The following is a 19,663-nucleotide window of genomic DNA, read 5'->3' as shown; positions in this document are numbered from 1 at the left end:
CCGGGTCCAAGATCGTCGGGTGAGCGAGCGCACCGTCGTCTGCACCATCAAGCCCGGCAGCCGCAAGGGGCCCGCGGTCGAGGTTGCCGACGACGGTGCGTTGACGCTGTTCGTGCGGGAGCCCGCGATCGACGGCAAGGCCAACAAGGCGGCGGTTGCCCTGCTTGCCGAGCACCTCGGGGTGCCCAAGTCGGAGGTGCGGCTCGTTGCCGGTCAGACCAGCAGGCTCAAGCGATTCAATATCGGTCAGCGCCGCTGACCGCGTTTGGCGTCGATCAGATCGTCGAGTGAAGAGAACTCCGGGGCGGGTGCGGGCAGCGGTTTGGCGTTCACCGCCTGTAACCCGTCGAAGATGAGCGCCAGGTAACGGCGCCAGGCCGGATCGCCCATCGCGTACGCAGGCCCCATCATCGTCAAGATTGCGCCGATATCCTCCGGCTGAGCATCGGCACGGATGACACCTGCCGCCCGCGCGCGCTCGACGAGCCGGGTCACGGTCTCCATGATGAGCGGCCAGAACCGCTCCTTGTCCGCAGCGCGCCCGCGCCCCGCGAGCGCGTCATAGAGTCCGCGGTCGGTGGCATGGCGAGTCGCGACGCTCTCGCAGAACTGCCAGAGGGCCTCCCGCGGATCCGAGATAGCCAATGCCGCACGCGCATCCGCCACTATGTGCTCGGTTGCCTCCCCGAGAACCTCGGAGGCCAGCTCGTACTTGTCGCGGAAGTGTCGGTATGCGGTACCTGTCCCGAGGCCCGCGTGGGCGGCGATGTCATCGAGTGTCGCGTCGAGACCTCGCGCGGAGAACACCGCGTGTGCTGCCGCGACCAACCGTGCGCGGTTCTGCTGCGCATCCTTGCGCGGCGCCATCAGGCCAGGCCTTGCGCTAGCAGGTCACGGGCGCAGTCGACGACGGTCTCGGCCCCGGGCCGAGGCGACCAGCCGAGCACTCGTTGTGCCTTCGCGGTGGAGTGCCGATTACGTCGCCCTAGTCCGGGGACGATGGCGCGCAGGTCTGGGCTCAGCAGAGCCAGTGCCCGCACCGCGATATCCGGTAGTTGTCGTGTCGGTACCTTGGCCGCGTCGGGCCCCAGTTGGTCCTGGAGCGTTTTGGCGATATCGCTCATCCACATGAATTCTCCGGTGCCCAAGAATCTTTCACCTGCCGCGTGCGGTGATGTCATCGCCCTCAGGTGGAGGTCCACGAGATCCCGTACATCGACCACTTCGAGCCCGATTCGTGGCGTGCCGGGTATCGCGCCCGTCAGTAGCCGCGAGATAACTTGTACGGAGCCACTGTTATCCGCTCCCAGTACCGGCCCGAAAACGGCACCCGGTAGGACCGTGGTCAATTCGGTTGGGCTCCCTTGTTTTTCGATAAAGTCCCATGCCGCCCGTTCCGCGATGGTCTTGGATTGCCGGTACGCGGGGATCCCGGGTTGGTCGGGATCGGTCCACAGCGTCTCGTCGGTGACGCCCTCGAGGCCATATGACGAGGGACTGGCGGCGTTGGCGGCAGATGTGACGACCACGCGCTTGACACCCGCTGCGGCGGCTGCGCGCATCACGTGGAGGGTGCCCTCGCGCGCCGGGGTGATCAACGTCTCGGCATCGCGCGACCGATCGGCGCCGAGGGGGGAGGCGATATGCAGCACGTAGTCGCAGCCGGAGACGGCCGCCGCCCACCCCTCGGGCCGCACCAGGTCGGCGTGCGCGAACTCCAATTCCCCGGCGCGGTCGGTCGCGCGGGCGACGGCGGACCGCACCAACTCTTCCTTGGCGGGACTGCGCAGTGTTGTCCGCACCTCGTAGCCACGTTGGAGCAGCTCGGCAATCGCCCACCGCGCGATGAAGCCGCCGCCTCCTGTTACCAGCACTTTTTCACTCATGACTCTCCCAAATTTAAACGGAGACTCAACCTCCGCTTGGATGGACGATAGCATAAACGGAGACTCGATCTCCGTTTATTTATCGCGTTCTCAGAATTAGCTGGCACCATGTGTGAATGGCATGGATCGACGCCTTCCGCGGCAAGCGTGAGGGGCAAACGAAACGCGGTACCGATAACGATCTGCGCTACCTCGCCACCTGGACCGCGGCGCGCACCGGTGTCGAGGCCTACGTCGAGCCGCAGACCAACTTCTCCGACGTCACCGTGATTCTCATTGCCGGTGACGGCGAATGGACCCGACGACGCGTCGGAGGGATAGCGGGGGCGCGGCGAATCTCCGAGAAGCTCAAGATCCCGGTGTACGACGTGCATCGCACGGGATACCCGCAACGCAAGCGTGATTACGACGCCCGGCAGAAGATCCTCAAGCGTCGGGCCACCGAGGAGCAGGCGTAAAGGGGGAGATCAGCCGTGGCTCACCCGTTAGCCGAGATGTCCTCCAGCACGCTGAAGATGGTTCGCACCGGCACACCGGTACCGCCCTTCGATATGTAACCCCACGGCCCGCCGGTGTTGTACGCCGGACCCGCGACATCGATATGAGCCCACTGCACGCCGTCGGCCACGAATTCGCGCAGGTACAGACCGGCCGCCAACATGCCACCGTTGCGGTGGTTGGTGACGTTCGCCAGGTCGGCCACCTTGGACTTGAGATCGTCGCGCAGCTCCTCGGGTAGCGGCATGGCCCAGCCGTTTTCGCCCACCGACTGAGAGATCGTCGCCACGCGGTCCCGGAACTCGTCGGTGCCCATCACACCGGGGGTTCGGGTACCCAGCGCCACTACCTGCGCGCCGGTCAGGGTCGCGGTGTCGATCAGATAGTCGGGCTCGTCCTGGCAGGCCCGGACAATCGCGTCCGCCAGGATCAAGCGCCCCTCGGCATCGGTGTTGATCACCTCGACGGTGGTGCCGTCCAGCTGGGTCAACACGTCACCGGGACGCTGCGCCGTCGACGACGGCATGTTCTCGGCCATCGGGACCGTCGCGATCACGTCGATCGGCAGCTGCCGCCGGGCCGCCAGCAGTGTCACCGCGATAACCGCTGCGGCCCCGCCCATATCGGAGGTCATATTCTCCATACCGCCCGCGGGCTTGATCGAGATGCCGCCGGTATCGAAGGTGATGCCCTTGCCCACGAGCGCGACCTTCTTGGCCTTCTTTCCCTTTGCGCCCCGGTAGGTCAACCGCACCAGACGCGGGGGGCGCGAGGAGCCCTTCCCGACTCCGACGACGCCGCCGTAGCCGGCCTTGGCCAGCTCCTTCTCGTCGAGCACCTCCACCTCGATGCCCTCCGTCGTCGCCAACGCCTTTGCCTGCTTGGCGAATTCGGCGGGGAACAGGTGACTGGGCGGGGTGTTCACAAAATCACGCGCAGTGGTCACCGCGGTCGCGACGGCCGCGCCGCGCTCCATGGCCTCCTTCTGGGCACGACCCTTGTCGCCGACGAGCAACGTAACCTTCTGCAGCCCAGCGTCCTTCGGCGCGGTCTTGGTGCGGAACGCCGCAAAGCGGTAACCGCCCAGCACCAGGCCCTGCACGGTGGCGTCGACGTCCCGCTCCGCCAGCGTGGTCACCACGGTTTCCACGTTGTCGAGGGTTCGGGCGGCCACGCCCGCGGCACGACGGATCGCCTCGGGGCCGGCATTCTCCGCGTTACCCAGCCCGACGGCCAGCACACTGGCCACCGGCAACCCGTCGACCGCCACCCGGGTGAGCTGCTCGGCCGAGCCGGTCGCTCCCACGGCCTTGAGTGCGGCCTCGATGGACTTGACGGCCTTGGTGTCCAGCAGCTGCGCATCGACCACTTTGGGGCCCTTGTCGGATTCTTTCTCGCTGGGACGGACACCCACCAGCAGCACCGCGGCGGAGACTCCGCGCTGCGGAATGGAGGTGGCCAGGGCGAACGAGGGTGCCGTATATGCGCTCATAGGCACTCAGCCTAGTGAAAGCGAGTGATGCGCCAATTAGGGTGAACTCCCATGACGGATCTTTTGCTCGGACCACTGCACGACAGGCACACCGCACAGGGCGCCACCTTCGCCGAATTCGGCGGCTGGAGCATGCCGGTGTCCTACGCCGGAACGGTCGGGGAGCACACGGCCACACGCGAAGCCGTCGGCCTGTTCGATGTCAGTCACCTCGGCAAGGCGCTGGTGCGTGGTCCCGGTGCCGCGGCGTTTGTGAATGCCTGTTTCACCAACGATCTCAACAAGGTTGGGCCGGGCAAGGCGCAATACACGCTGTGCTGCACCGAAAACGGCGGTGTCGTCGACGACCTCATCGCCTACTACGTCTCCGATGACGAAATTTTCCTGGTCCCCAACGCCGCGAACACCTCAGCCGTCGTCGCGGCCCTGCAGGCTCAGGCCCCGGAGGGCATCGCCATCACCAATCAGCACCGCGACTACGCGGTGCTGGCCGTGCAAGGTCCCAAATCGGCGGAGGTGCTGCAACGACTCGGGCTGCCAACGGATATGGAGTACATGGCCTACGCCGACGCCACGCTCGACGGTGTGCCGGTGCGGGTGTGCCGTACCGGCTATACGGGGGAGCACGGCTATGAGCTACTCCCATCATGGGATTCAGCAGGTGCGGTATTCGATGCGCTGCTGCCGGCGATCACCGAGGCCGGTGGACAGCTCGCGGGTCTTGGTGCACGCGACACCCTGCGCACCGAGATGGGCTATCCGCTGCATGGGCACGAGCTCTCCGCCGATATCAGCCCGGTGCAGGCGCGGGCCGGATGGGCCGTCGGCTGGAAGAAGGACGCGTTCTGGGGCCGTGACGCCCTCACTCAGGAGAAAGCGGAGGGTCCGCGTCGCACCCTGCGGGGCCTGCGCGCCACCGGCCGAGGAGTGCTGCGCCCCGATTTCACGGTGCTGTCCGGTGGCCTGCCGGTGGGTGTGACCACGTCGGGAACCTTCTCGCCGACCCTCAAGGCCGGAATCGCCCTGGCATTGCTGGACACCTCCGCGCAGATCGCGGATGGTGCGAGCGTTGTCGTCGACGTGCGCGGCCGGGAGATCGAATGCGAGGTCGTCAAGCCGCCATTCGTGGACGTCAACGTCGGATAATCGGTTCGGGTTTGGCCACGTCGGACAGCTAGACTGCCGAGCATGAATCCGCTTCCCGAGTTCACCCGGCAACTCAACCCGTCACCGGCCAGCCCGGCCCGGCGGGCTGAGGTACTGGCCGCGCCGGGATTCGGGAAGTACTTCACCGACCACATGGTTTCCATCGAATGGAATACCGAAAGCGGTTGGCATAACGCGCAAGTGGTTCCATATGGCCCCATTACTCTCGACCCGTCGGCCATCGTTCTGCACTATGCGCAAGAGGTGTTCGAGGGGCTCAAGGTCTATCGGCAACCCAACGGATCTCTCGCCGCGTTCCGGCCCGAAGCTAACGCCGAACGGTTGATTCAGTCCTGCCGCCGCATCGCCATTCCCGAGCTGCCACAGGAGCTGTTCATCGAATCGCTGCGCCAGCTCATCGCGGTCGACGCCGATTGGGTGCCGCCGGGCGGCGGGGAGGAATCGCTCTACCTGCGGCCGTTCATCATCGCCACCGAGGCGGGCCTCGGGGTGCGGCCGGCCGCCGAATACCGGTACCTGCTCATCGCCTCACCCGCCGGTGCGTACTTCTCTCAGGGCATCAAGCCGGTCAGCGTGTGGCTCTCTCATGAGTACGTGCGCGCCGCACCGGGCGGGATCGGTGCCGCGAAGACCGGTGGCAACTATGCCGCCTCGCTGGTCGCCCAGGCGCAGGCAGCCGACGAGGGCTGCGATCAGGTGGTGTGGCTCGACGCCATCGAGCGCCGGTACATCGAAGAAATGGGTGGGATGAACCTGTTCTTCGTGTTCGGTCGTGATGGTGAGGCCCGCTTGGTGACCCCCGAGCTGTCCGGTTCACTGCTGCCCGGCGTGACGCGAAAGTCCCTATTGCAGTTGGCCTCCGACGCCGGTTTCGCCATCGAGGAACGCAAGATCGATGTCGACGAGCTGGAGAAGAAGGTGGCCTCCGGAGAGATCACCGAGGTGTTCGCCTGTGGGACCGCCGCGGTGATCACGCCGGTCGGCCGCGTCAAGTACTCGGGCGGTGAATACACCATCGGCGATGGGGAACCCGGCGAGGTGACCATGGCTCTGCGCGACACGTTGACCGGAATCCAGCGTGGCACCTTCGCCGATACACACGGCTGGATCACCAAGCTCGGCTAGGGCCCATCTAGCGAGGCCTCAGCGCCCCGCACCCGTCGGCGGTACGTCACCTTGTCGAACTCACGGCCGTATTCGTCGACGGCGGTGACGTCCATCTCGCTGGCCAGCGTCCCCGGGCGCACGTCGACGCGGATGAACGCGTAGTTGCGATAACGGACACGGGACCACGTGACCGCCTCAATGTGCTTGGTGCCCTCGGGCGTCCAGACGTAGCTATTGGGTACCAAGGTGTCACCGATTTCGCGGCCCCGGTAGCCCTCCGGCTCGCCCGGCTGAAAGTCGTATCGGGGCCGGCCCGCGGAGCCCACCGTGTAGTACACGGTGCCATCGGATTCTGGGTCGACGGTCGAATTGTCCCCGGCTTCCCGGGTCGGCCGCCCGCCGCGGATGGGATCGGTGCGCTCGAAGACGTGGTTGTGCCCCTGCAGCACCAGATCCACCCGATAGCGATCGAACAGCGCGCACCAGGCGTCGCGCACTCCGCCGTCGCTCGCATGTGACTGCGTTGTCGAGTACGCGCAATGATGGAAGAAACACACGATGAAGTCGATATTCGGGTTCGCCCGGTACGCCGCCAGAGTTCTGCCCACCCAGCCGGTTTGGGCCCCAGCGGAATAACCGGTGTTGGCCCGGATCTCATAGGACACGTCGTTGGCGTCCAGGGAGAGCACGGCGACATTGCCATAGGTGAACGAGTACGCCGACGGGCATCCTGTGGGGCCGCCGCCGGGGAAACCGAGACGGGCCAGGTGGCCGCCGTAGCCGTGAGTCCCGTACGCGGCCTCCATATCGTGGTTACCGGTCGCGAACATCCACGGTGTGATTGAGGCACTGGGTTCGATGGATGCCAGGTATACATCCCAGACGAAGGGGTTGTACTTGTCGAACCCGGTTGCGGCCTTGCCACTTGATGGCACGAACTGGGGCTTTTTCCCCATCCCGGACGGGTCGGCGTACGCGATATCCCCGGCCAGGATGTGGAAATCGGGTCGGCACGCCACGATCTGATTCAAGACGTTCTGCGTATGCGACGCGGCGGGGTCGTTGTCCGCGCTGTAGTAACTGTCGTCGTACTCACCGGCCACGAGGTTTGGTGGGAGTGACGGAGTTTCGTCGGTGCCCTGATCGCCCATCATGGTGAAACGGAACGGGGCGAGTGCATTTCGTGCCGACGGGATGGCCGTCGCGGCCGAACGGACATCGCTCAGGAACCCGTCGGTGGTCCGCCAGCGGTAAAAATGCTCGCTGCCCCCACCGAGCCCATGGACGGGCGCGTGGGCGTAGAACTGTTCGGCCGCCAGCACCCCATGGTCGCTGGACGGGATCTGTGTCACGAGATTACGGACCTCGGCCTCAAGAGAGGCACCTAGTTCGGGCGTTGGGCCGTGGTCGAGAAAGATCCTGGTGCCGTGCGGATTCCTGGACAGCTGTGCGGAGAAGCTGAGCTGGCTGGAGGAGTCGGCGCCGAACCCGACGCGCCTGCCTGCGACACCCAGGGGGGCGTCGTCCGCATATGCCCGCCGGCCGAACGGCGAAAGGCCCAGCGCGGCTACTGCGGTGGCTGCCGCCGACCCCCGCAGGAAGTTCCGGCGTGACACCGCGTGGCGGAACAGGTACCCGCGATGCCACTCGTACTGCTCGGCCATCGTCATCGCCCCGGCAAGTGATTGGGGAATCCCCGTGTCCGGTATCTCACCGGGAGGATTCAACGGATTGCGCGGCATAGCTTCGAATAGTGGCGTACTGCACGGGGTGACGCGACCGCACAGGCCGAGCCCGCTCGCGAACTCTTGATGAATCCTGGTGGCGGCGCTATGCGGCGGCCAACCCCAGGGCGGCGAGCGTCGTGGTGAGCTCAATGCTCGCGCCCAGCACATCGCCGGTGATCCCACCAAACCTGCGGACGCAGTGCTGCACCAGCAGTGCCCCGACGACCAGCGCCACCAACACCGCCATCGGCCCCTGCCACGGCCGCCAGGGTTGGGCGAGAACCCCCACCGCCATCGCCGCCAGCATCCATATCGCCACCACCCACAGCGGCTGAGAACCGGCAACCCGCGCGCCGAAACCGCTGTGGGCGGCACCCGGCACCCCGCGTCGGCAGGCCACTACCGCGCTCACCCGGCCGACGGCGACGGCCAGCACGATCGCCAGCCACTCCTGCCTGGATGTGAGCACACCGAATGACAACGCCTGTGTCAACAGGGTGATGACCACCGCCGCCACTCCGAACGGCCCTGCCGACCCGTCACGCATCACGGTCAACGCGCGCTCCGGCGGCCCGTAGCAGCCCAGCCCGTCGGCGGTATCGGACAGCCCGTCGATATGCAGGCCGCGGGTCGCCAGTACCACCACGGTCACCGCGGCCAGCCCGGCCAGTGGTGCCATGTACTCGAAGTGCATAACCCAGGCGACGAAGGCGGCCAGCGCGCCCAACGCGGCGCCCACCACTGGCAGCGCGCCCAGCGCTGGGCCCGACAGCGTGCCCGCGAGCCGCGCGGGAACGGGTGTCACGGTGGCGAATTCGAAGGCTCCGCCGATGGGCCGCAGGATCCGCAGCAGCCGGTTCATGTATCCGGACCCTGTGGGCCGTCGATCTGGGCCTCATCGAATGTCGCCATCTGGGCCAGTGTGGCCGCGGCGGCCTGCAGCACTGGCAGTGCGACAAGGGCGCCAGAGCCCTCGCCCAGTCGCATCTCCAGATCCAACACGGGGTCCAGCCGGAGGCGTTGCAGGGCAAGCGAATGCGCGGGTTCGGTGGAGCGGTGTCCGGCCAGCCACCACTGCCGGGCCCCCGGGGCCAGCTGCTCGGCCACCAGTGCTGCGGCGGTCACCACCAGTCCGTCGAGTAACACCGGGGTGCGCCGCACCGCCGCCTGTGCCACGAATCCGGTCATCGCCGCCAGATCGGCGCCGCCGGCACGGATGAGCAGCGCGATGGGATCGGTGCGCACATCCTTGGTGCGGCGCAACGCATCGCGGACGGCGGCGATCTTGCGTGTCCATCCGGCATCGTCGATCCCCGTGCCGCGACCTACTACGGCCACCGGTTCGCTCGCGGTGAGCGCCGCCACCAACACCGTCGCCGGTGTGGTGTTCCCGATGCCCATATCACCTGCGATCAGCAGATCGGCTCCGCTGTCGATCTCGGCATCGGCCAGGGCGATCCCGGCGGCCAGCGCGGCGTGACCTTGTTCCGTGGTGAGGGCGTCCTCTACCGCGATATTGCCGCTGGAACGACGAATCTTATGGGCGGCAAGGGGTTCGGTCAGCGATACGTCGCTGTCCACCGCAATGTCGACCACTCGCACGCCCACCCCGGCCAGCGCGGCAAGCACGTTCACGGCGGCACCCCCCGCGTCGATGTTTCGCACCATCTGGGCGGTCACCGATGAGGGATAGGCGGACACACCGCTGGCGGCTACTCCGTGATCACCGGCGAAGACCACTACCCGCGGGCGTTGGAATGTCGTCGGAGGGCACTGATTTTGGCAGGCCGACACCCACGCCGAGAGCTCCTCTAGTCGCCCTAGCGCACCGGCCGGCTTGGTGAGCCGCCGTTGTCGGTCGCGGGCGGCGGCAGCCATATCGGGGTTGGGCGCCGAAATCGGGCCGAATCGCGGAGCCTCGGCCGGCTCGGCGTGCGAGGTCACGCGGAGGCTCCCTTGATCGCCAGCGGCTGACCGGCAACCACCAGGAGAACCCGCTCGCTGTGTTGCGCCACGGCCTGATTCAGTGCGCCGAGTTCATCGGCGAAGAGCCGCCCGGAAGCGGTGGCGGGCACGATGGTCAACCCGACCTCGGGGCTCACAATCACGAGATCGGCGGAGTAGGCGTCGATGGCATCCACCAAATCGCAGATATCGGCGGCGACGGATTCGCCGCCGCCATCCCATGCGCCGCGCGCGTCCATGATCGAGGTCAGCCAACCCCCGAGATCGTCGATGAGCGTCGGTATCGCGTCACCCGTGCGCAGCTCGTCCGCGATATCCGTGGTCTCGGCGGTCACCCAGTGATCGGGGCGTCGGGACCGATGTGCCGCAACCCTTTCCGCCCATGCCGCATCCTCGCTGAGTGATGAGCCGGTTGCCAGGTATCGCACGGGTCCCTCGGCGGGCAGCAGGGACTCGGCGACGCGCGACTTTCCCGAACGAATTCCGCCAAGAACCAGCGTGGTGGGCACAGTGCGGTTAGACCGGCTCGCCGCGGTTCACCCGGGGGCGCGGTGCGCGCATCTTGCGCAGCTGAGATGCACGGCTCGCGGCATACCAGCCGAGTTTGAAGCCACCCTCTTCGCTGGTCGGGAAGCGTTCGCCCACACGTTTGTTCACAAGCCTGCCGACGAAGATTCCGTCGACGATCATGACGAGCATCAGCACCAGCATCGCCGGGGTCATCCACAACTGCACCTGGACGGACGGCACCGCGAACATGGTGAAGATCAAGAAGAGCGCCAAGGGCATGAACAGCCCCAGGACGTTGCGCCGTGAATCGACGATATCGCGGGCGAATGCGCGCACCGGCCCCTTGTCGCGGGGCAGCAGGTACGCATCGTCTCCGGCCATCATTTTCTCGCGATTGTCGGCGATACGAGCGCGTCGGTCGACGTTCTCCGCCTTGCGTTCCGCGCGTGACAGCTTCGGTCCGCGCAAGCTCTTACGGCGCTGGCGGGCCTCGGCGCTGGTCAAAGGCGCCGGGGCGACGGGCCCGCGGCGCTTGCCGGTATCCCGTTTGGGGGTGGGGCGACCCTTTCCGGCCTGCGCCGACGATGTGACATCCGTCTCATCCGCAGGAGACGAAGAGGAGTCTGCAGGTTCCCCGTCGGGGGAGGATTTCTTTCGGCCGAGCAGTTTCACTAGCCCAGATTATCCTGCGCGAATGAGTCAGATTCTGGTGGCGCCCGACAGCTTCGGTGACACGCTCACCGCCACGGAGGCGGCGACCGCCATCGCGGACGGCTGGGCGAGGACTTCCCCCGGCGACATTCTCGTCCTCAGTCCCCAGTCCGACGGGGGACCGGGATTCGTCGAGGTGCTGGCCGCGCAGCTGTCCGCAGCGCACCGTCACAAGGTGCGTGTGCGCGGACCCCTAGATGACGAGGTGGATGCCGGTTGGTTGTCTGACGGCACCACCGCCTACATCGAATGCGCCCAGGCCTGCGGGCTGCCGCTGCTTGGACGTACGCCGTCCGTCGATACCGCGTGGCGGGCCCGCAGCACCGGAGTCGGCCAGCTGATCGCTGCTGCTCTCGACGGCGGAGCCACTCGGATCGTGGTCGGTCTCGGCGGCAGCAGTTGCACCGATGGCGGTGCCGGGCTTATCGAGGGTCTCGGCGGGGTCGACGAGGCGCTACGTCGGCTGGCCACAACGGAATTGGTGGTCGCCAGCGATGTTGAGCATCCGCTGCTCGGCCCGTGTGGTGCGGCCGCGGTGTTCGGTCCGCAGAAGGGAGCCGACCCGGACACCGTGAAACGGCTGGACGCGCGGCTCACCGATTGGGCGGGTGAGTTGGAGCTCGGAACCGGCCGATCCGTCCGAGATCTTGCCGGTGCCGGGGCCGCGGGCGGGATCGGAGCGGCACTGCTCGCGCTGGGCGGCCGTCGTGCATCGGGTGCCCGCATCGTCGCCGAGCACACCGGCCTCGACGGCGCGATCGCGGCGGCGGACCTGGTGATCACCGGTGAGGGCAAGTTCGATGATCAAACCCTGCACGGCAAGGTCGCCGGGGCAGTGGCGGGCCGCGCCGCGACATCGGGCACCCCGGTGCTGGTATTGGCCGGTCAGGTGGCACTGACCGTCGATGAGTATCGGCAGGCCGGGATCACCCGCGCCGAATCGATCGCCCAGTTCGCCGGGTCGGTACAGCGGGCCATGGATGACGCGGCCGGCCAACTGACCGGGCTGGCGGCATATGTCGCCGGTGACTGGTCGCGCGGCTAGGTCATAGATGTAGGAATAGCCGCAGACGAGGTACCGTTGACATCACAAGACGTTCTCTACCCGGACGTCCGCCCGAGAGCTTCGACGCAGGGGAGATCCCACGATGACTGTCCAAGACGAATCAACCGCCACCGCCACCGAGGAAACCCACGGTGCCGTCTTGACCGATGCCGCCGCAATCAAGGCCAAGGCGCTGCTGGATCAGGAAGGCCGTGACGACCTGTCGCTGCGGATCGCCGTGCAGCCGGGTGGGTGTGCGGGCCTGCGGTACCAGCTGTTCTTCGATGACCGCACGCTTGACGGCGACCTCGTCAGCGAGTTCGACGGTGTGAAGCTCACCGTCGACCGGATGAGTGCCCCGTACATCCAGGGCGCCTCGATCGACTTCGTCGACACCATCGAGAAGCAGGGCTTCACGATCGACAACCCGAACGCCACCGGCTCCTGCGCCTGCGGCGACTCCTTCAACTGATCAGAACGCGTTCGCGCCGCGCATGTACGCGGAGCAGACGTAGATCTTGCCGTCGTTGATCAGCAACTCGGCCTGTCCCTGCGGGGCGTCCTTCCGCTTCTGACTCGTTGCGGTGAACAAGACCTTGAGTTGGTATTCGGAGAAGTACACGATCTTGTCGATCGACTTGACCGCGGCCTTGCCAAAAGTCGCAACAAACTGTTGGGCGTTGGCGCGCACAATCGTGTCGTCGATGTCCTTGTCGCGTACCGCGTCATACAGTCCGCAGCCGGCATTGCGTGCCAGCGTCACGGTGTCGAGATTGGCCATCGCATCCAGATAGCCCTGGATTGTCTCCTGGACCTTCACCTCACTGGGGCGGCGGGACACGCCGGAATTCTTGGCCAGTAGCCCCAGAAGTAGCGCCAGCACCAGCAACGCCACCACCACGGCGGCGGGCGCGAGCCACCCAGGGACCTTGCGTGGGCGCTCGGGGTAGTCGACCGGCGGAGGCATAGGCGGTAAACCAGGGTAGGGCACCGTCGAATAACCTGGTTCTGCCATTGTTTCTCCTGAAATTTCGTTCCCCGACCGACAATCCAGGCTAGCAATCGGCCACAACTCCAGAACAATTACGTTGGGTAAGCTTCGGGGGTTGTCTCGTTCCAACCTGAATTCCCGCCGAACCGCACGAAGGGCCTCACGCGTGTCCATCATCGTCACCGGATCCATCGCCACCGACCACCTCATGAACTTTCCCGGCAAGTTCTCCGAACAGCTGTTGGTCGAGCACCTGCAGAAGGTGTCCCTCAGCTTCCTGGTGGACGATCTGGAGATCCGCCGTGGTGGAGTGGCCGGGAACATCGCCTTCGCCATCGGCGTGCTCGGCGGCAAGCCGGCGCTGGTGGGTGCGGTGGGTGCGGACTTCGCCGAGTACCGGTCGTGGCTCGAGGGTCACGGCGTCAACTGCGACGCCGTGAAGATCTCCGAGACCGCCCACACCGCGCGTTTCGTGTGCACAACCGACCAGGACATGGCGCAGATCGCGTCCTTCTACCCGGGTGCCATGTCCGAAGCTCGCGACATCTCCCTGGCCGATGTGGTATCGCGTACCGGGACAACGGAATTGGTGATCATCGGGGCCAACGACCCCGATGCGATGTTCCGGCACACCGAGGAATGCCGCAGCTTGGGGCTGCCCTTCGCGGCCGATCCGTCGCAGCAGTTGGCCCGGCTCTCCGGTGAGCAGGCACGCGAACTCGTCGGTGGCGCCAGGTACCTGTTCACCAACGACTACGAGTGGGATCTGCTGCTGTCCAAGACGGGGTGGACCGAGGCCGATGTGCGCGAGCGTGTCGAGCTGCGGATCACCACCTTGGGACCCAACGGCGTCGAGATCGTGGAGAAGGATGGCACATCCCTCAAAGTGGGTGTGGTGCCGGAGAAGGAGCAGGTCGACCCGACCGGTGTCGGCGACGCATGGCGCGCCGGATTCCTCACCGGCCGCAGTGCCGGTCTGAACCTGGAGCGTTCGGCCCAGTTGGGATCGCTTGTGGCCGTGCTGGTTCTGGAGACCGTCGGCACCCAGGAATGGGTGTGGGATCGTGAAAGTGCGCTCGGTCGACTGGCTGATGCGTACGGCCAGGAAGCCGCTGACGAGATCGGTGCCGCGCTCTAGCGCGGTACCGCTAGAGCTGCACCGGGTAGTGCGGCTCCTGGATGACGGGCCGTACCGACTGTTCGACGAAGATCGCGTGCCACAGCATGAAGATCAACACCGTCCATAACCTGCGGCTGTGATCGGCGACCCCAGCGGCGTGCTCGGTGAGCATCCGGCTCACCGCGTCCACGTCGATCAGGTGGCCGGTTTGCGTGGTGGCGAGCATCTCGCGGGCCCAGTCGTGCAGCAGTCCATCGACGAACCAGTGCCGGATGGGCACCGGGAAACCGAGCTTGGTCCGGTGCAGAACATGCGCCGGCACAATGGGTTCCAGTGCCTTGCGAAGCGCGTACTTGGTGGTTTCCCGGGTGATCTTCTCCCGGTAGGGCAGCGTGGACGCCACCCTGAACACCTCGGGGTCCAGGAACGGCACCCGCAGCTCCAGTGAGTTCGCCATCGTCATCTTGTCGGCCTTGACCAGGATGTCGCCGCGCAACCAGGTGAACAGATCCACATATTGCATGCGTGCCACCGGATCCCACCCCGCACAGCGCTCGTAGAGCGCTGCGGTGACGTCTTGGTGGCCCCATTCCGGGCGGTAGTGGGGGAGCACCGCGCGCAGCTGTTCGTCGTCGAAGCTGCGGGCGTTTCCGTAGTAGCGCTGCTCCAGTGTCATCGACCCGCGGTGCAGCAGGCTCTTACCGCGCACCCCGTCCGGGATTGCCGCGGACAGTCGCGCCGCGCTACGGCGCAGAGCGCCGGGGAGGTACTCGAAAGGCTTGAGTGACAGCGGTTCCCGGTAAATCGTATATCCGCCGAACAGCTCGTCGGCGCCCTCGCCGGAGAGCACCACCTTGACGTGCTTACGCGCCTCCCGGGCGACGAAAAACAGCGGCACCAGTGACGGGTCCGCCACCGGATCGTCCAGGTACCAGACGATCTCGGGTAGCGCGGAGACGAACTCCTCCTGGCTGACCACCTTGACGATATGGCGTGCGCCGATCGCCTGCGCCGACTCGACTGCCACGTCGACCTCGGAATAGCCTTGCCGCTCAAAGCCGGTCGTGAAGGTGATGAGCTTCGGGTTGTGCCGGATTGCCAGCGCGGCGATGGCCGTCGAGTCGATACCGCCCGACAGGAACGATCCCACCGTGACATCGGCCCGCATGTGCTTGGCCACCGAATCGGAGAGCACCTCGGTGATCTCGTCGTACCGGGACTGGCGGGTCGCGCGGGTGAACGGCAACACGGAGAACCGGGCCGGGAAGTAGCGGGTGACGCGTGGCTCCTGGCCGGGGGCGATGCGGGCATACGAACCGGATTCGAGGCGACGGATCTCGGAGTGCAGGGTCTCGGGCTCCGGAACGTACTGCAGCGCCGTGTAATGCTGCACCGCCCGCAGGTCCAATTCGGTGCCGATGCCCAACTGATCCACCAGGTCCAGCAGGCATTTCTTCTCGCTGCCCAGGGCGGTACCGCCCGGACCGGTCGCCATGAACAGTGGCTTGATACCGAACGGGTCGCGAGCACAGAACAACTCGCGCTGGGCGGTATCCCAGATGGCGAAGGCGAACATGCCGCGCAACCGGTGTAGCGCGTCGACACCCCAGAAGTGGTAGGCCGCGAGAATCGCCTCGCCGTCGCCTTCGGTGGCGAACACGGCGCCGTGCTGCTGCGTGAGCTCCTCACGGAGCTCTAGGTAGTTGTAGATCTCGCCGTTGAAGACCAGCACGTACCGGTCCGGGTCATCCGCGGGACCCCAGCGCAGCGGCTGATGCGAATGCGCGATATCGATGATCGAGAGCCGGTTGAAGCCGAAGAGCACGTTCTCCTCGTGCCAGATTCCGGGCTCATCGGGGCCGCGGTGGCGCATATGCACCATCGCCGCATCCACCGCGGGGCTATGAGATTCGAGCGAAGAACCGGGCGGACCCAGCCACGCCACCAGTCCACACACGCGGCCAAGTATGCAACATCACCGGACCTATCACGGGACCATGGTCCCCACACCGGCCCCGTCACGCCCTGGGTGGGACGGCGTGGTCTACGCTGCGTAGTATTCGATTGCTGCCACTGGTCAGCGATGGAATTTGTTCGCAGCAGACCGAGCTTTGGAGGCTACAAACGTGACGTCACGGTCCGGCTCACGGCCGTCCCTGCTGGCCACTGCGGTGCTGTTGGGTGCGGCGAGCTTCCTGCTCAGCGGTTGTAGCGTCCAAGAAGTACTGCGCTTCGGCTGGCCCGAGGGCATCACCCCCGAGGCCCACGACTACATGGCACCCCTGTGGACCTGGGCAGTCGTCGCCTCGCTGGTTGTCGGCGTCATCGTGTGGGGCCTGACCTTCTGGACCATCGCTTTCCACCGGCACAAGCCGGGCGATACCGAGTTCCCGCGCCAGTTCGGATACAACCTGCCGCTGGAGCTGATCCTCACGGTGGTGCCGTTCCTGATCATCGCGGTGCTCTTCTACTTCACCGTCGTGGTGCAGAACCGGGTCATGCACAAGGACCCGAACCCCGAGGTCGTCGTCGACGTCACAGCCTTCCAGTGGAACTGGAAGTTCGGCTACCAGAAGGTGGCGTTCAAGGACGGAAGCCTCAGCTACGACGGCGCCGATCCCGAGCGCAAGAAGGCCATGAGCTCCAAGCCCGAGGGCAAGAATGAGCACGGCAAGGAGATCGTCGGTGCGGTGCGCGGCCTCAATCGCGAGGACCGCACCTACTTGAACTTCGACAAGGTCGAAACCGTCGGTACCTCGTCCGAGATCCCGGTGCTGGTGCTGCCCAGCGGTAAGAGCGTCGAGTTCCAGCTGGCCTCGGCCGATGTCATCCACTCGTTCCGGGTGGTGCCGTTCCTGTTCACCCGCGACGTGATGCCCGAGCCCAAGGCCAACAACTCCGACAACGTCTTCCAGGTCAGCAAGATCCTGAAGGAAGGTGCGTTCGTCGGACGTTGCGTCGAGATGTGCGGTACCTACCACTCGATGATGGCCTTCGAGCTGCGCGTGGTCAGCCCTAACGACTTCAAGTTCTACTTGGATGCTCGTAAGAACGGTAAGACCAACGCCGAGGCGCTGGCGTCGATCGGGCAGTCGCCGGTCTCCACTACCACCAGACCGTTCGACGGCCGTCGCGGGGAGCTTGCCCCGACGGACAACAACGCAGCCAAGAACTAGGCGAGGAGAGCAGCATGCATATCGAAGCCCGACTCTTCGAGATCCTCACTGGATTCTTCGCCCTCGCCACTGTGATCTACGCGGTGCTCACCGCCCTGTACGCCAACGGTGGTGTGGAGTGGGCGGGAACAACCGCCATGGTGATGACGACGGGTCTGTCGCTGATCATCTCGACGTTCTTCCGCTTCGTGGCCCGGCGTCTGGACACCCGGCCCGAGGACTACGAGGATGCCGAGATCGCCGACGGAGCTGGCGAGCTGGGCTTCTACAGCCCGCATAGCTGGTGGCCCATCATGATCGCGCTGGCCGCAGCCACCACCGCCGTGGGTGTGGCGCTGTGGCTACCGTGGTTGATCGCCGCCGGTGGCGTGTTCGTGCTCAGCGCGGTTGCCGGTCTGGTCTTCGAATATCACGTGGGCCCGGAGAAGCACTAGCCTTCATCTCGGCTTTGCGCCCCTTTCCAGCTCGTTGGGCTGGTTGCACTCCCGCTTTGCGGCGGGACTCCCGTGGCAGGTGTGACGGGACCGTGTCGGCCATCACCTTTTCGATAACAATCCGGTGGTCAGTTTGGTTTTTCCGGCCGTCAGGTTTCGTCGCTCCCGATCGCGTTGGCTATCGTTGCCATGGCCTCTCCAGGAGGTGGCCCGGTGGGGTGTGGGAAGTGACGAAAAGGAACTTGTGTAGATGAGTGGGACGGACAACCCAGGGTCGGGGACTCCCGGGGAAGTTCCGGATCTCGACGGCCCGAATGCGGACGCCGCGGCTCCAGGGGCAGACTCTGCCGAGCTTCCCTCGCAGGCTTACTCGGCGCCCGAGTCCGAGCAGTTCACCAGTCCGTATGTGCCGTACGACGAATACGACACCCAGCTGGTCGGTGACGATGAGCCGCCTCCGCCGCGATGGCCGTGGGTTGTCGGGGTGGCCGCGATCATTGCCGCCATCACATTGGTCGCCTCCGTTGCACTGCTGGTAGCCGGGCGCTCGGACGAGACAACCGGTGCCGCCAAGAGCACCACCGTGACACCGACCCCGAGTACCACACCGTGGAACGAGATCATCACCACCACGGAGCCGCCTCCGCCGCCACCACCCCCGCCGCCGAGCAGCGAGCCTCCGCCGCCGCCGCCGCCGCCTCCGGTGGTGACCGAGACGGTGACGGTGGAGCCTCCACCGCCGCCCCCGCCGCCGGCGACGACGCATGAGCAGCCGCCGCCGGTGACGACCACGACGACACCGCCGCCTCCGCCGCCAACAACCACCACGACACCCGCCGGGCCGCGTCAGATCACCTACTCCGTGACGGGTTCCAAGGCTCCGCTTGATCGCATCTCAATCACCTGGACCGACGGCTCCGGGCGTACACGGGTGAACCCGAATGTGTACATCCCGTGGTCGATCACCGTCACCCCGATCTCGAACTCGGAGATCGGGTCGGTATCGGCGAGCAGCTTCCTGCGACTGAGCCAGCTCAATTGCACGATCACCACCAGCGATGGACAGGTGCTGTCCGCTAACAACAACAATTCGGCGCAGGCAACCTGCTGATGCCAGCCGCTCGATGGGCCAAGCCGCTCGAGGCGATAGCCGGGCCGGTACGACGGTCCTCTCCGCAAGCCGTCGACCGCATGCTGCTGGGGTTGTGTGCGGTCATCTGGCTGGCGTTCGTCGGAATGCTGGTCGGCGCCATCGTCGTGCTGGCCGGTGCGGGGGAGGGCTCCGCGTCCGCTGGCCCTTCTCTGGGCATCTACATCGTCATCGGGGTGTCGCTGGCCGTCATCCTCGGCGCCGTGCCGCTGCTGCTGCGCGCACGCAAGACGGCCGCCCAGCGCACTGCGCGCGGCGCATCAAAACCTAAGGGCATTAATGCCACCCGTGCAGAGAAGGCGTCATCGGGCCCGCCTCCTACGGAGGCCGCGACCGAGAAGCTCAAGGCATTCGGCGGTCTTTCTGATCCGGTGAGTCAGATGTCGCAGGACTACACCGGTCCCGGATCGCCGGCATACCGGGCGGCCGCCGAGGAGGCCGCGAAATCAGCGGTAGCCGACCGGCTGTGGCTGCGGGCCACCGTGGGGATCGCCGGTGCGATCGGTCTGGCGCTGCTGGCGGTGGTCACGGGCACCTACCTGCTGGCCGTGGACAGCGACACCGCCGCCATTGTCGCGTTCGCGTTCGCCGGGTTGATCACCTGCGCGATGGGAGCAATTCCGTGGCTGACACTTAAGAAGCTGCGTGAGCTTGGCGCATCGGGATCGTCTGACAAGTAGCTCG

General features: G+C 66.0%; 21 protein-coding genes. 11 read left to right on the top strand and 10 right to left on the bottom strand.

Going from position 1 to position 19,663, the window contains the following annotated elements:
- The first annotated feature begins 19 nt into the window (after positions 1–19).
- Positions 20–259, top strand: coding sequence for a DUF167 family protein (locus MLB1_RS24155; protein WP_358147687.1), 240 nt, complete (start codon positions 20–22; stop codon positions 257–259).
- Here MLB1_RS24155 and MLB1_RS19305 read toward each other — a convergent pair.
- Complete coding sequence (locus MLB1_RS19305; protein WP_180751458.1) at positions 247–867, bottom strand: TetR/AcrR family transcriptional regulator; 621 nt, start codon at positions 865–867, stop codon at positions 247–249. The two genes, MLB1_RS24155 and MLB1_RS19305, sit on opposite strands and share 13 nt — an antisense overlap.
- On the bottom strand, positions 867–1,886 hold the full coding sequence (locus MLB1_RS19300; protein ID WP_180751457.1) for an NAD-dependent epimerase/dehydratase family protein: 1,020 nt from the start codon (positions 1,884–1,886) through the stop codon (positions 867–869). The genes MLB1_RS19305 and MLB1_RS19300 overlap by 1 nt, the downstream gene beginning before the upstream one ends.
- Before the next feature lie 116 nt (positions 1,887–2,002).
- Between MLB1_RS19300 and MLB1_RS19295 the strand changes: the two genes are divergently transcribed.
- A complete protein-coding gene (locus MLB1_RS19295; protein WP_180751456.1) occupies positions 2,003–2,344 on the top strand; it encodes an oxidoreductase in 342 nt (113 codons plus the stop codon).
- Between the two features lie 20 nt (positions 2,345–2,364).
- On the opposite strand, the gene MLB1_RS19290 is transcribed toward MLB1_RS19295, so the two are convergent.
- Positions 2,365–3,876 carry a leucyl aminopeptidase gene (locus tag MLB1_RS19290; RefSeq protein ID WP_180751455.1) on the bottom strand — a complete coding sequence of 504 codons (1,512 nt, stop codon included), beginning with the start codon at positions 3,874–3,876 and terminating at the stop codon, positions 2,365–2,367.
- Between the two features lie 51 nt (positions 3,877–3,927).
- Here MLB1_RS19290 and gcvT point away from each other — a divergent pair, with 51 nt between their 5' ends.
- Together gcvT and MLB1_RS19280 are read left to right on the top strand one after the other, a co-directional pair.
- Positions 3,928–5,022, top strand: coding sequence for a glycine cleavage system aminomethyltransferase GcvT (gcvT, locus tag MLB1_RS19285; RefSeq protein WP_180751454.1), 1,095 nt, complete (start codon positions 3,928–3,930; stop codon positions 5,020–5,022).
- A 42-nt stretch (positions 5,023–5,064) separates the two neighbouring features.
- A complete protein-coding gene (locus tag MLB1_RS19280; protein ID WP_180751453.1) occupies positions 5,065–6,168 on the top strand; it encodes a branched-chain amino acid aminotransferase in 1,104 nt (367 codons plus the stop codon).
- Here MLB1_RS19280 and MLB1_RS19275 read toward each other — a convergent pair.
- The 5 genes from MLB1_RS19275 to MLB1_RS19255 form a co-directional block, all read right to left on the bottom strand.
- Positions 6,165–7,892 carry a metallophosphoesterase gene (locus MLB1_RS19275; RefSeq protein ID WP_180751452.1) on the bottom strand — a complete coding sequence of 576 codons (1,728 nt, stop codon included), beginning with the start codon at positions 7,890–7,892 and terminating at the stop codon, positions 6,165–6,167. The two genes, MLB1_RS19280 and MLB1_RS19275, sit on opposite strands and share 4 nt — an antisense overlap.
- 88 nt (positions 7,893–7,980) lie before the next feature.
- Entirely contained in the window at positions 7,981–8,739 is a 759-nt protein-coding gene (locus tag MLB1_RS19270; RefSeq protein WP_180751451.1) for an adenosylcobinamide-GDP ribazoletransferase, read from the bottom strand.
- Positions 8,736–9,755, bottom strand: a complete 1,020-nt coding sequence (cobT, locus tag MLB1_RS19265; protein ID WP_180751602.1) for a nicotinate-nucleotide--dimethylbenzimidazole phosphoribosyltransferase — start codon at positions 9,753–9,755, stop codon at positions 8,736–8,738. The genes MLB1_RS19270 and cobT overlap by 4 nt, the downstream gene beginning before the upstream one ends.
- A 62-nt stretch (positions 9,756–9,817) precedes the next feature.
- Positions 9,818–10,351 (bottom strand): bifunctional adenosylcobinamide kinase/adenosylcobinamide-phosphate guanylyltransferase, encoded by a 534-nt coding sequence (locus MLB1_RS19260; RefSeq protein WP_180751450.1) that lies wholly within the window; start codon positions 10,349–10,351, stop codon positions 9,818–9,820.
- 7 nt (positions 10,352–10,358) lie between these two features.
- Positions 10,359–11,024 carry a DUF3043 domain-containing protein gene (locus MLB1_RS19255; RefSeq protein WP_180751449.1) on the bottom strand — a complete coding sequence of 222 codons (666 nt, stop codon included), beginning with the start codon at positions 11,022–11,024 and terminating at the stop codon, positions 10,359–10,361.
- Between the two features lie 22 nt (positions 11,025–11,046).
- Here MLB1_RS19255 and MLB1_RS19250 point away from each other — a divergent pair, with 22 nt between their 5' ends.
- Both MLB1_RS19250 and MLB1_RS19245 read left to right on the top strand, forming a co-directional pair.
- Positions 11,047–12,108: a glycerate kinase gene (locus MLB1_RS19250; RefSeq protein ID WP_180751448.1), complete on the top strand. Its 1,062-nt coding sequence runs from the start codon at positions 11,047–11,049 to the stop codon at positions 12,106–12,108.
- Positions 12,109–12,211: 103 nt separating this feature from the next.
- A complete protein-coding gene (locus tag MLB1_RS19245; protein WP_180751447.1) occupies positions 12,212–12,580 on the top strand; it encodes an iron-sulfur cluster assembly accessory protein in 369 nt (122 codons plus the stop codon).
- Here MLB1_RS19245 and MLB1_RS19240 read toward each other — a convergent pair whose 3' ends face one another.
- Positions 12,581–13,123: a hypothetical protein gene (locus MLB1_RS19240; protein ID WP_180751446.1), complete on the bottom strand. Its 543-nt coding sequence runs from the start codon at positions 13,121–13,123 to the stop codon at positions 12,581–12,583. It lies immediately after the preceding gene.
- Between the two features lie 142 nt (positions 13,124–13,265).
- On the opposite strand from MLB1_RS19240, the gene MLB1_RS19235 reads away from it, so the two are divergent.
- Positions 13,266–14,237, top strand: coding sequence for a carbohydrate kinase family protein (locus tag MLB1_RS19235; protein WP_180751445.1), 972 nt, complete (start codon positions 13,266–13,268; stop codon positions 14,235–14,237).
- Positions 14,238–14,247: 10 nt separating this feature from the next.
- Here MLB1_RS19235 and asnB read toward each other — a convergent pair whose 3' ends face one another.
- Positions 14,248–16,176 (bottom strand): asparagine synthase (glutamine-hydrolyzing), encoded by a 1,929-nt coding sequence (gene asnB, locus MLB1_RS19230; RefSeq protein ID WP_180751444.1) that lies wholly within the window; start codon positions 16,174–16,176, stop codon positions 14,248–14,250.
- Positions 16,177–16,345: 169 nt separating this feature from the next.
- On the opposite strand from asnB, the gene MLB1_RS19225 reads away from it, so the two are divergent.
- From MLB1_RS19225 to MLB1_RS19210, 4 genes are all read left to right on the top strand, one after another.
- Positions 16,346–17,395: a cytochrome c oxidase subunit II gene (locus MLB1_RS19225; RefSeq protein WP_180751443.1), complete on the top strand. Its 1,050-nt coding sequence runs from the start codon at positions 16,346–16,348 to the stop codon at positions 17,393–17,395.
- Positions 17,396–17,409: 14 nt separating this feature from the next.
- Entirely contained in the window at positions 17,410–17,829 is a 420-nt protein-coding gene (locus MLB1_RS19220; protein WP_180751442.1) for a cytochrome c oxidase subunit 4, read from the top strand.
- A 250-nt stretch (positions 17,830–18,079) separates the two neighbouring features.
- A complete protein-coding gene (locus MLB1_RS19215) occupies positions 18,080–18,940 on the top strand; it encodes a hypothetical protein (protein WP_180751441.1) in 861 nt (286 codons plus the stop codon).
- On the top strand, positions 18,940–19,659 hold the full coding sequence (locus MLB1_RS19210; RefSeq protein WP_180751440.1) for a DUF2561 family protein: 720 nt from the start codon (positions 18,940–18,942) through the stop codon (positions 19,657–19,659). The genes MLB1_RS19215 and MLB1_RS19210 overlap by 1 nt, the downstream gene beginning before the upstream one ends.
- Positions 19,660–19,663: the final 4 nt, after the last annotated feature.

This window comes from Mycobacteroides sp. LB1, from assembly GCF_013449725.1.
Classification (GTDB): domain Bacteria; phylum Actinomycetota; class Actinomycetes; order Mycobacteriales; family Mycobacteriaceae; genus Mycobacterium.
Note: the sequence above shows the minus strand (reverse complement) of the source record. Positions and strands in the feature narration are given on the sequence as shown.

Bases quoted from the DNA above. Each gene is read 5' to 3' on its own strand.
- MLB1_RS19305 (WP_180751458.1), bottom strand. From the start codon at position 867: ATGGCGCCGCGCAAGGATGCGCAGCAGAACCGCGCACGGTTGGTCGCG.
- MLB1_RS19270 (WP_180751451.1), bottom strand. From the start codon at position 8,739: ATGAACCGGCTGCTGCGGATCCTGCGGCCCATCGGCGGAGCCTTCGAA.
- MLB1_RS19275 (WP_180751452.1), bottom strand. From the start codon at position 7,892: ATGCCGCGCAATCCGTTGAATCCTCCCGGTGAGATACCGGACACGGGG.
- MLB1_RS19280 (WP_180751453.1), top strand. From the start codon at position 5,065: ATGAATCCGCTTCCCGAGTTCACCCGGCAACTCAACCCGTCACCGGCC.
- MLB1_RS19215 (WP_180751441.1), top strand. From the start codon at position 18,080: ATGAGTGGGACGGACAACCCAGGGTCGGGGACTCCCGGGGAAGTTCCG.
- MLB1_RS19295 (WP_180751456.1), top strand. From the start codon at position 2,003: ATGGCATGGATCGACGCCTTCCGCGGCAAGCGTGAGGGGCAAACGAAA.
- MLB1_RS19240 (WP_180751446.1), bottom strand. From the start codon at position 13,123: ATGGCAGAACCAGGTTATTCGACGGTGCCCTACCCTGGTTTACCGCCT.
- MLB1_RS19220 (WP_180751442.1), top strand. From the start codon at position 17,410: ATGCATATCGAAGCCCGACTCTTCGAGATCCTCACTGGATTCTTCGCC.
- MLB1_RS19210 (WP_180751440.1), top strand. From the start codon at position 18,940: ATGCCAGCCGCTCGATGGGCCAAGCCGCTCGAGGCGATAGCCGGGCCG.
- MLB1_RS19250 (WP_180751448.1), top strand. From the start codon at position 11,047: ATGAGTCAGATTCTGGTGGCGCCCGACAGCTTCGGTGACACGCTCACC.
- MLB1_RS19245 (WP_180751447.1), top strand. From the start codon at position 12,212: ATGACTGTCCAAGACGAATCAACCGCCACCGCCACCGAGGAAACCCAC.
- MLB1_RS19290 (WP_180751455.1), bottom strand. From the start codon at position 3,876: ATGAGCGCATATACGGCACCCTCGTTCGCCCTGGCCACCTCCATTCCG.
- MLB1_RS19300 (WP_180751457.1), bottom strand. From the start codon at position 1,886: ATGAGTGAAAAAGTGCTGGTAACAGGAGGCGGCGGCTTCATCGCGCGG.
- cobT (WP_180751602.1), bottom strand. From the start codon at position 9,755: ATGGCTGCCGCCGCCCGCGACCGACAACGGCGGCTCACCAAGCCGGCC.
- gcvT (WP_180751454.1), top strand. From the start codon at position 3,928: ATGACGGATCTTTTGCTCGGACCACTGCACGACAGGCACACCGCACAG.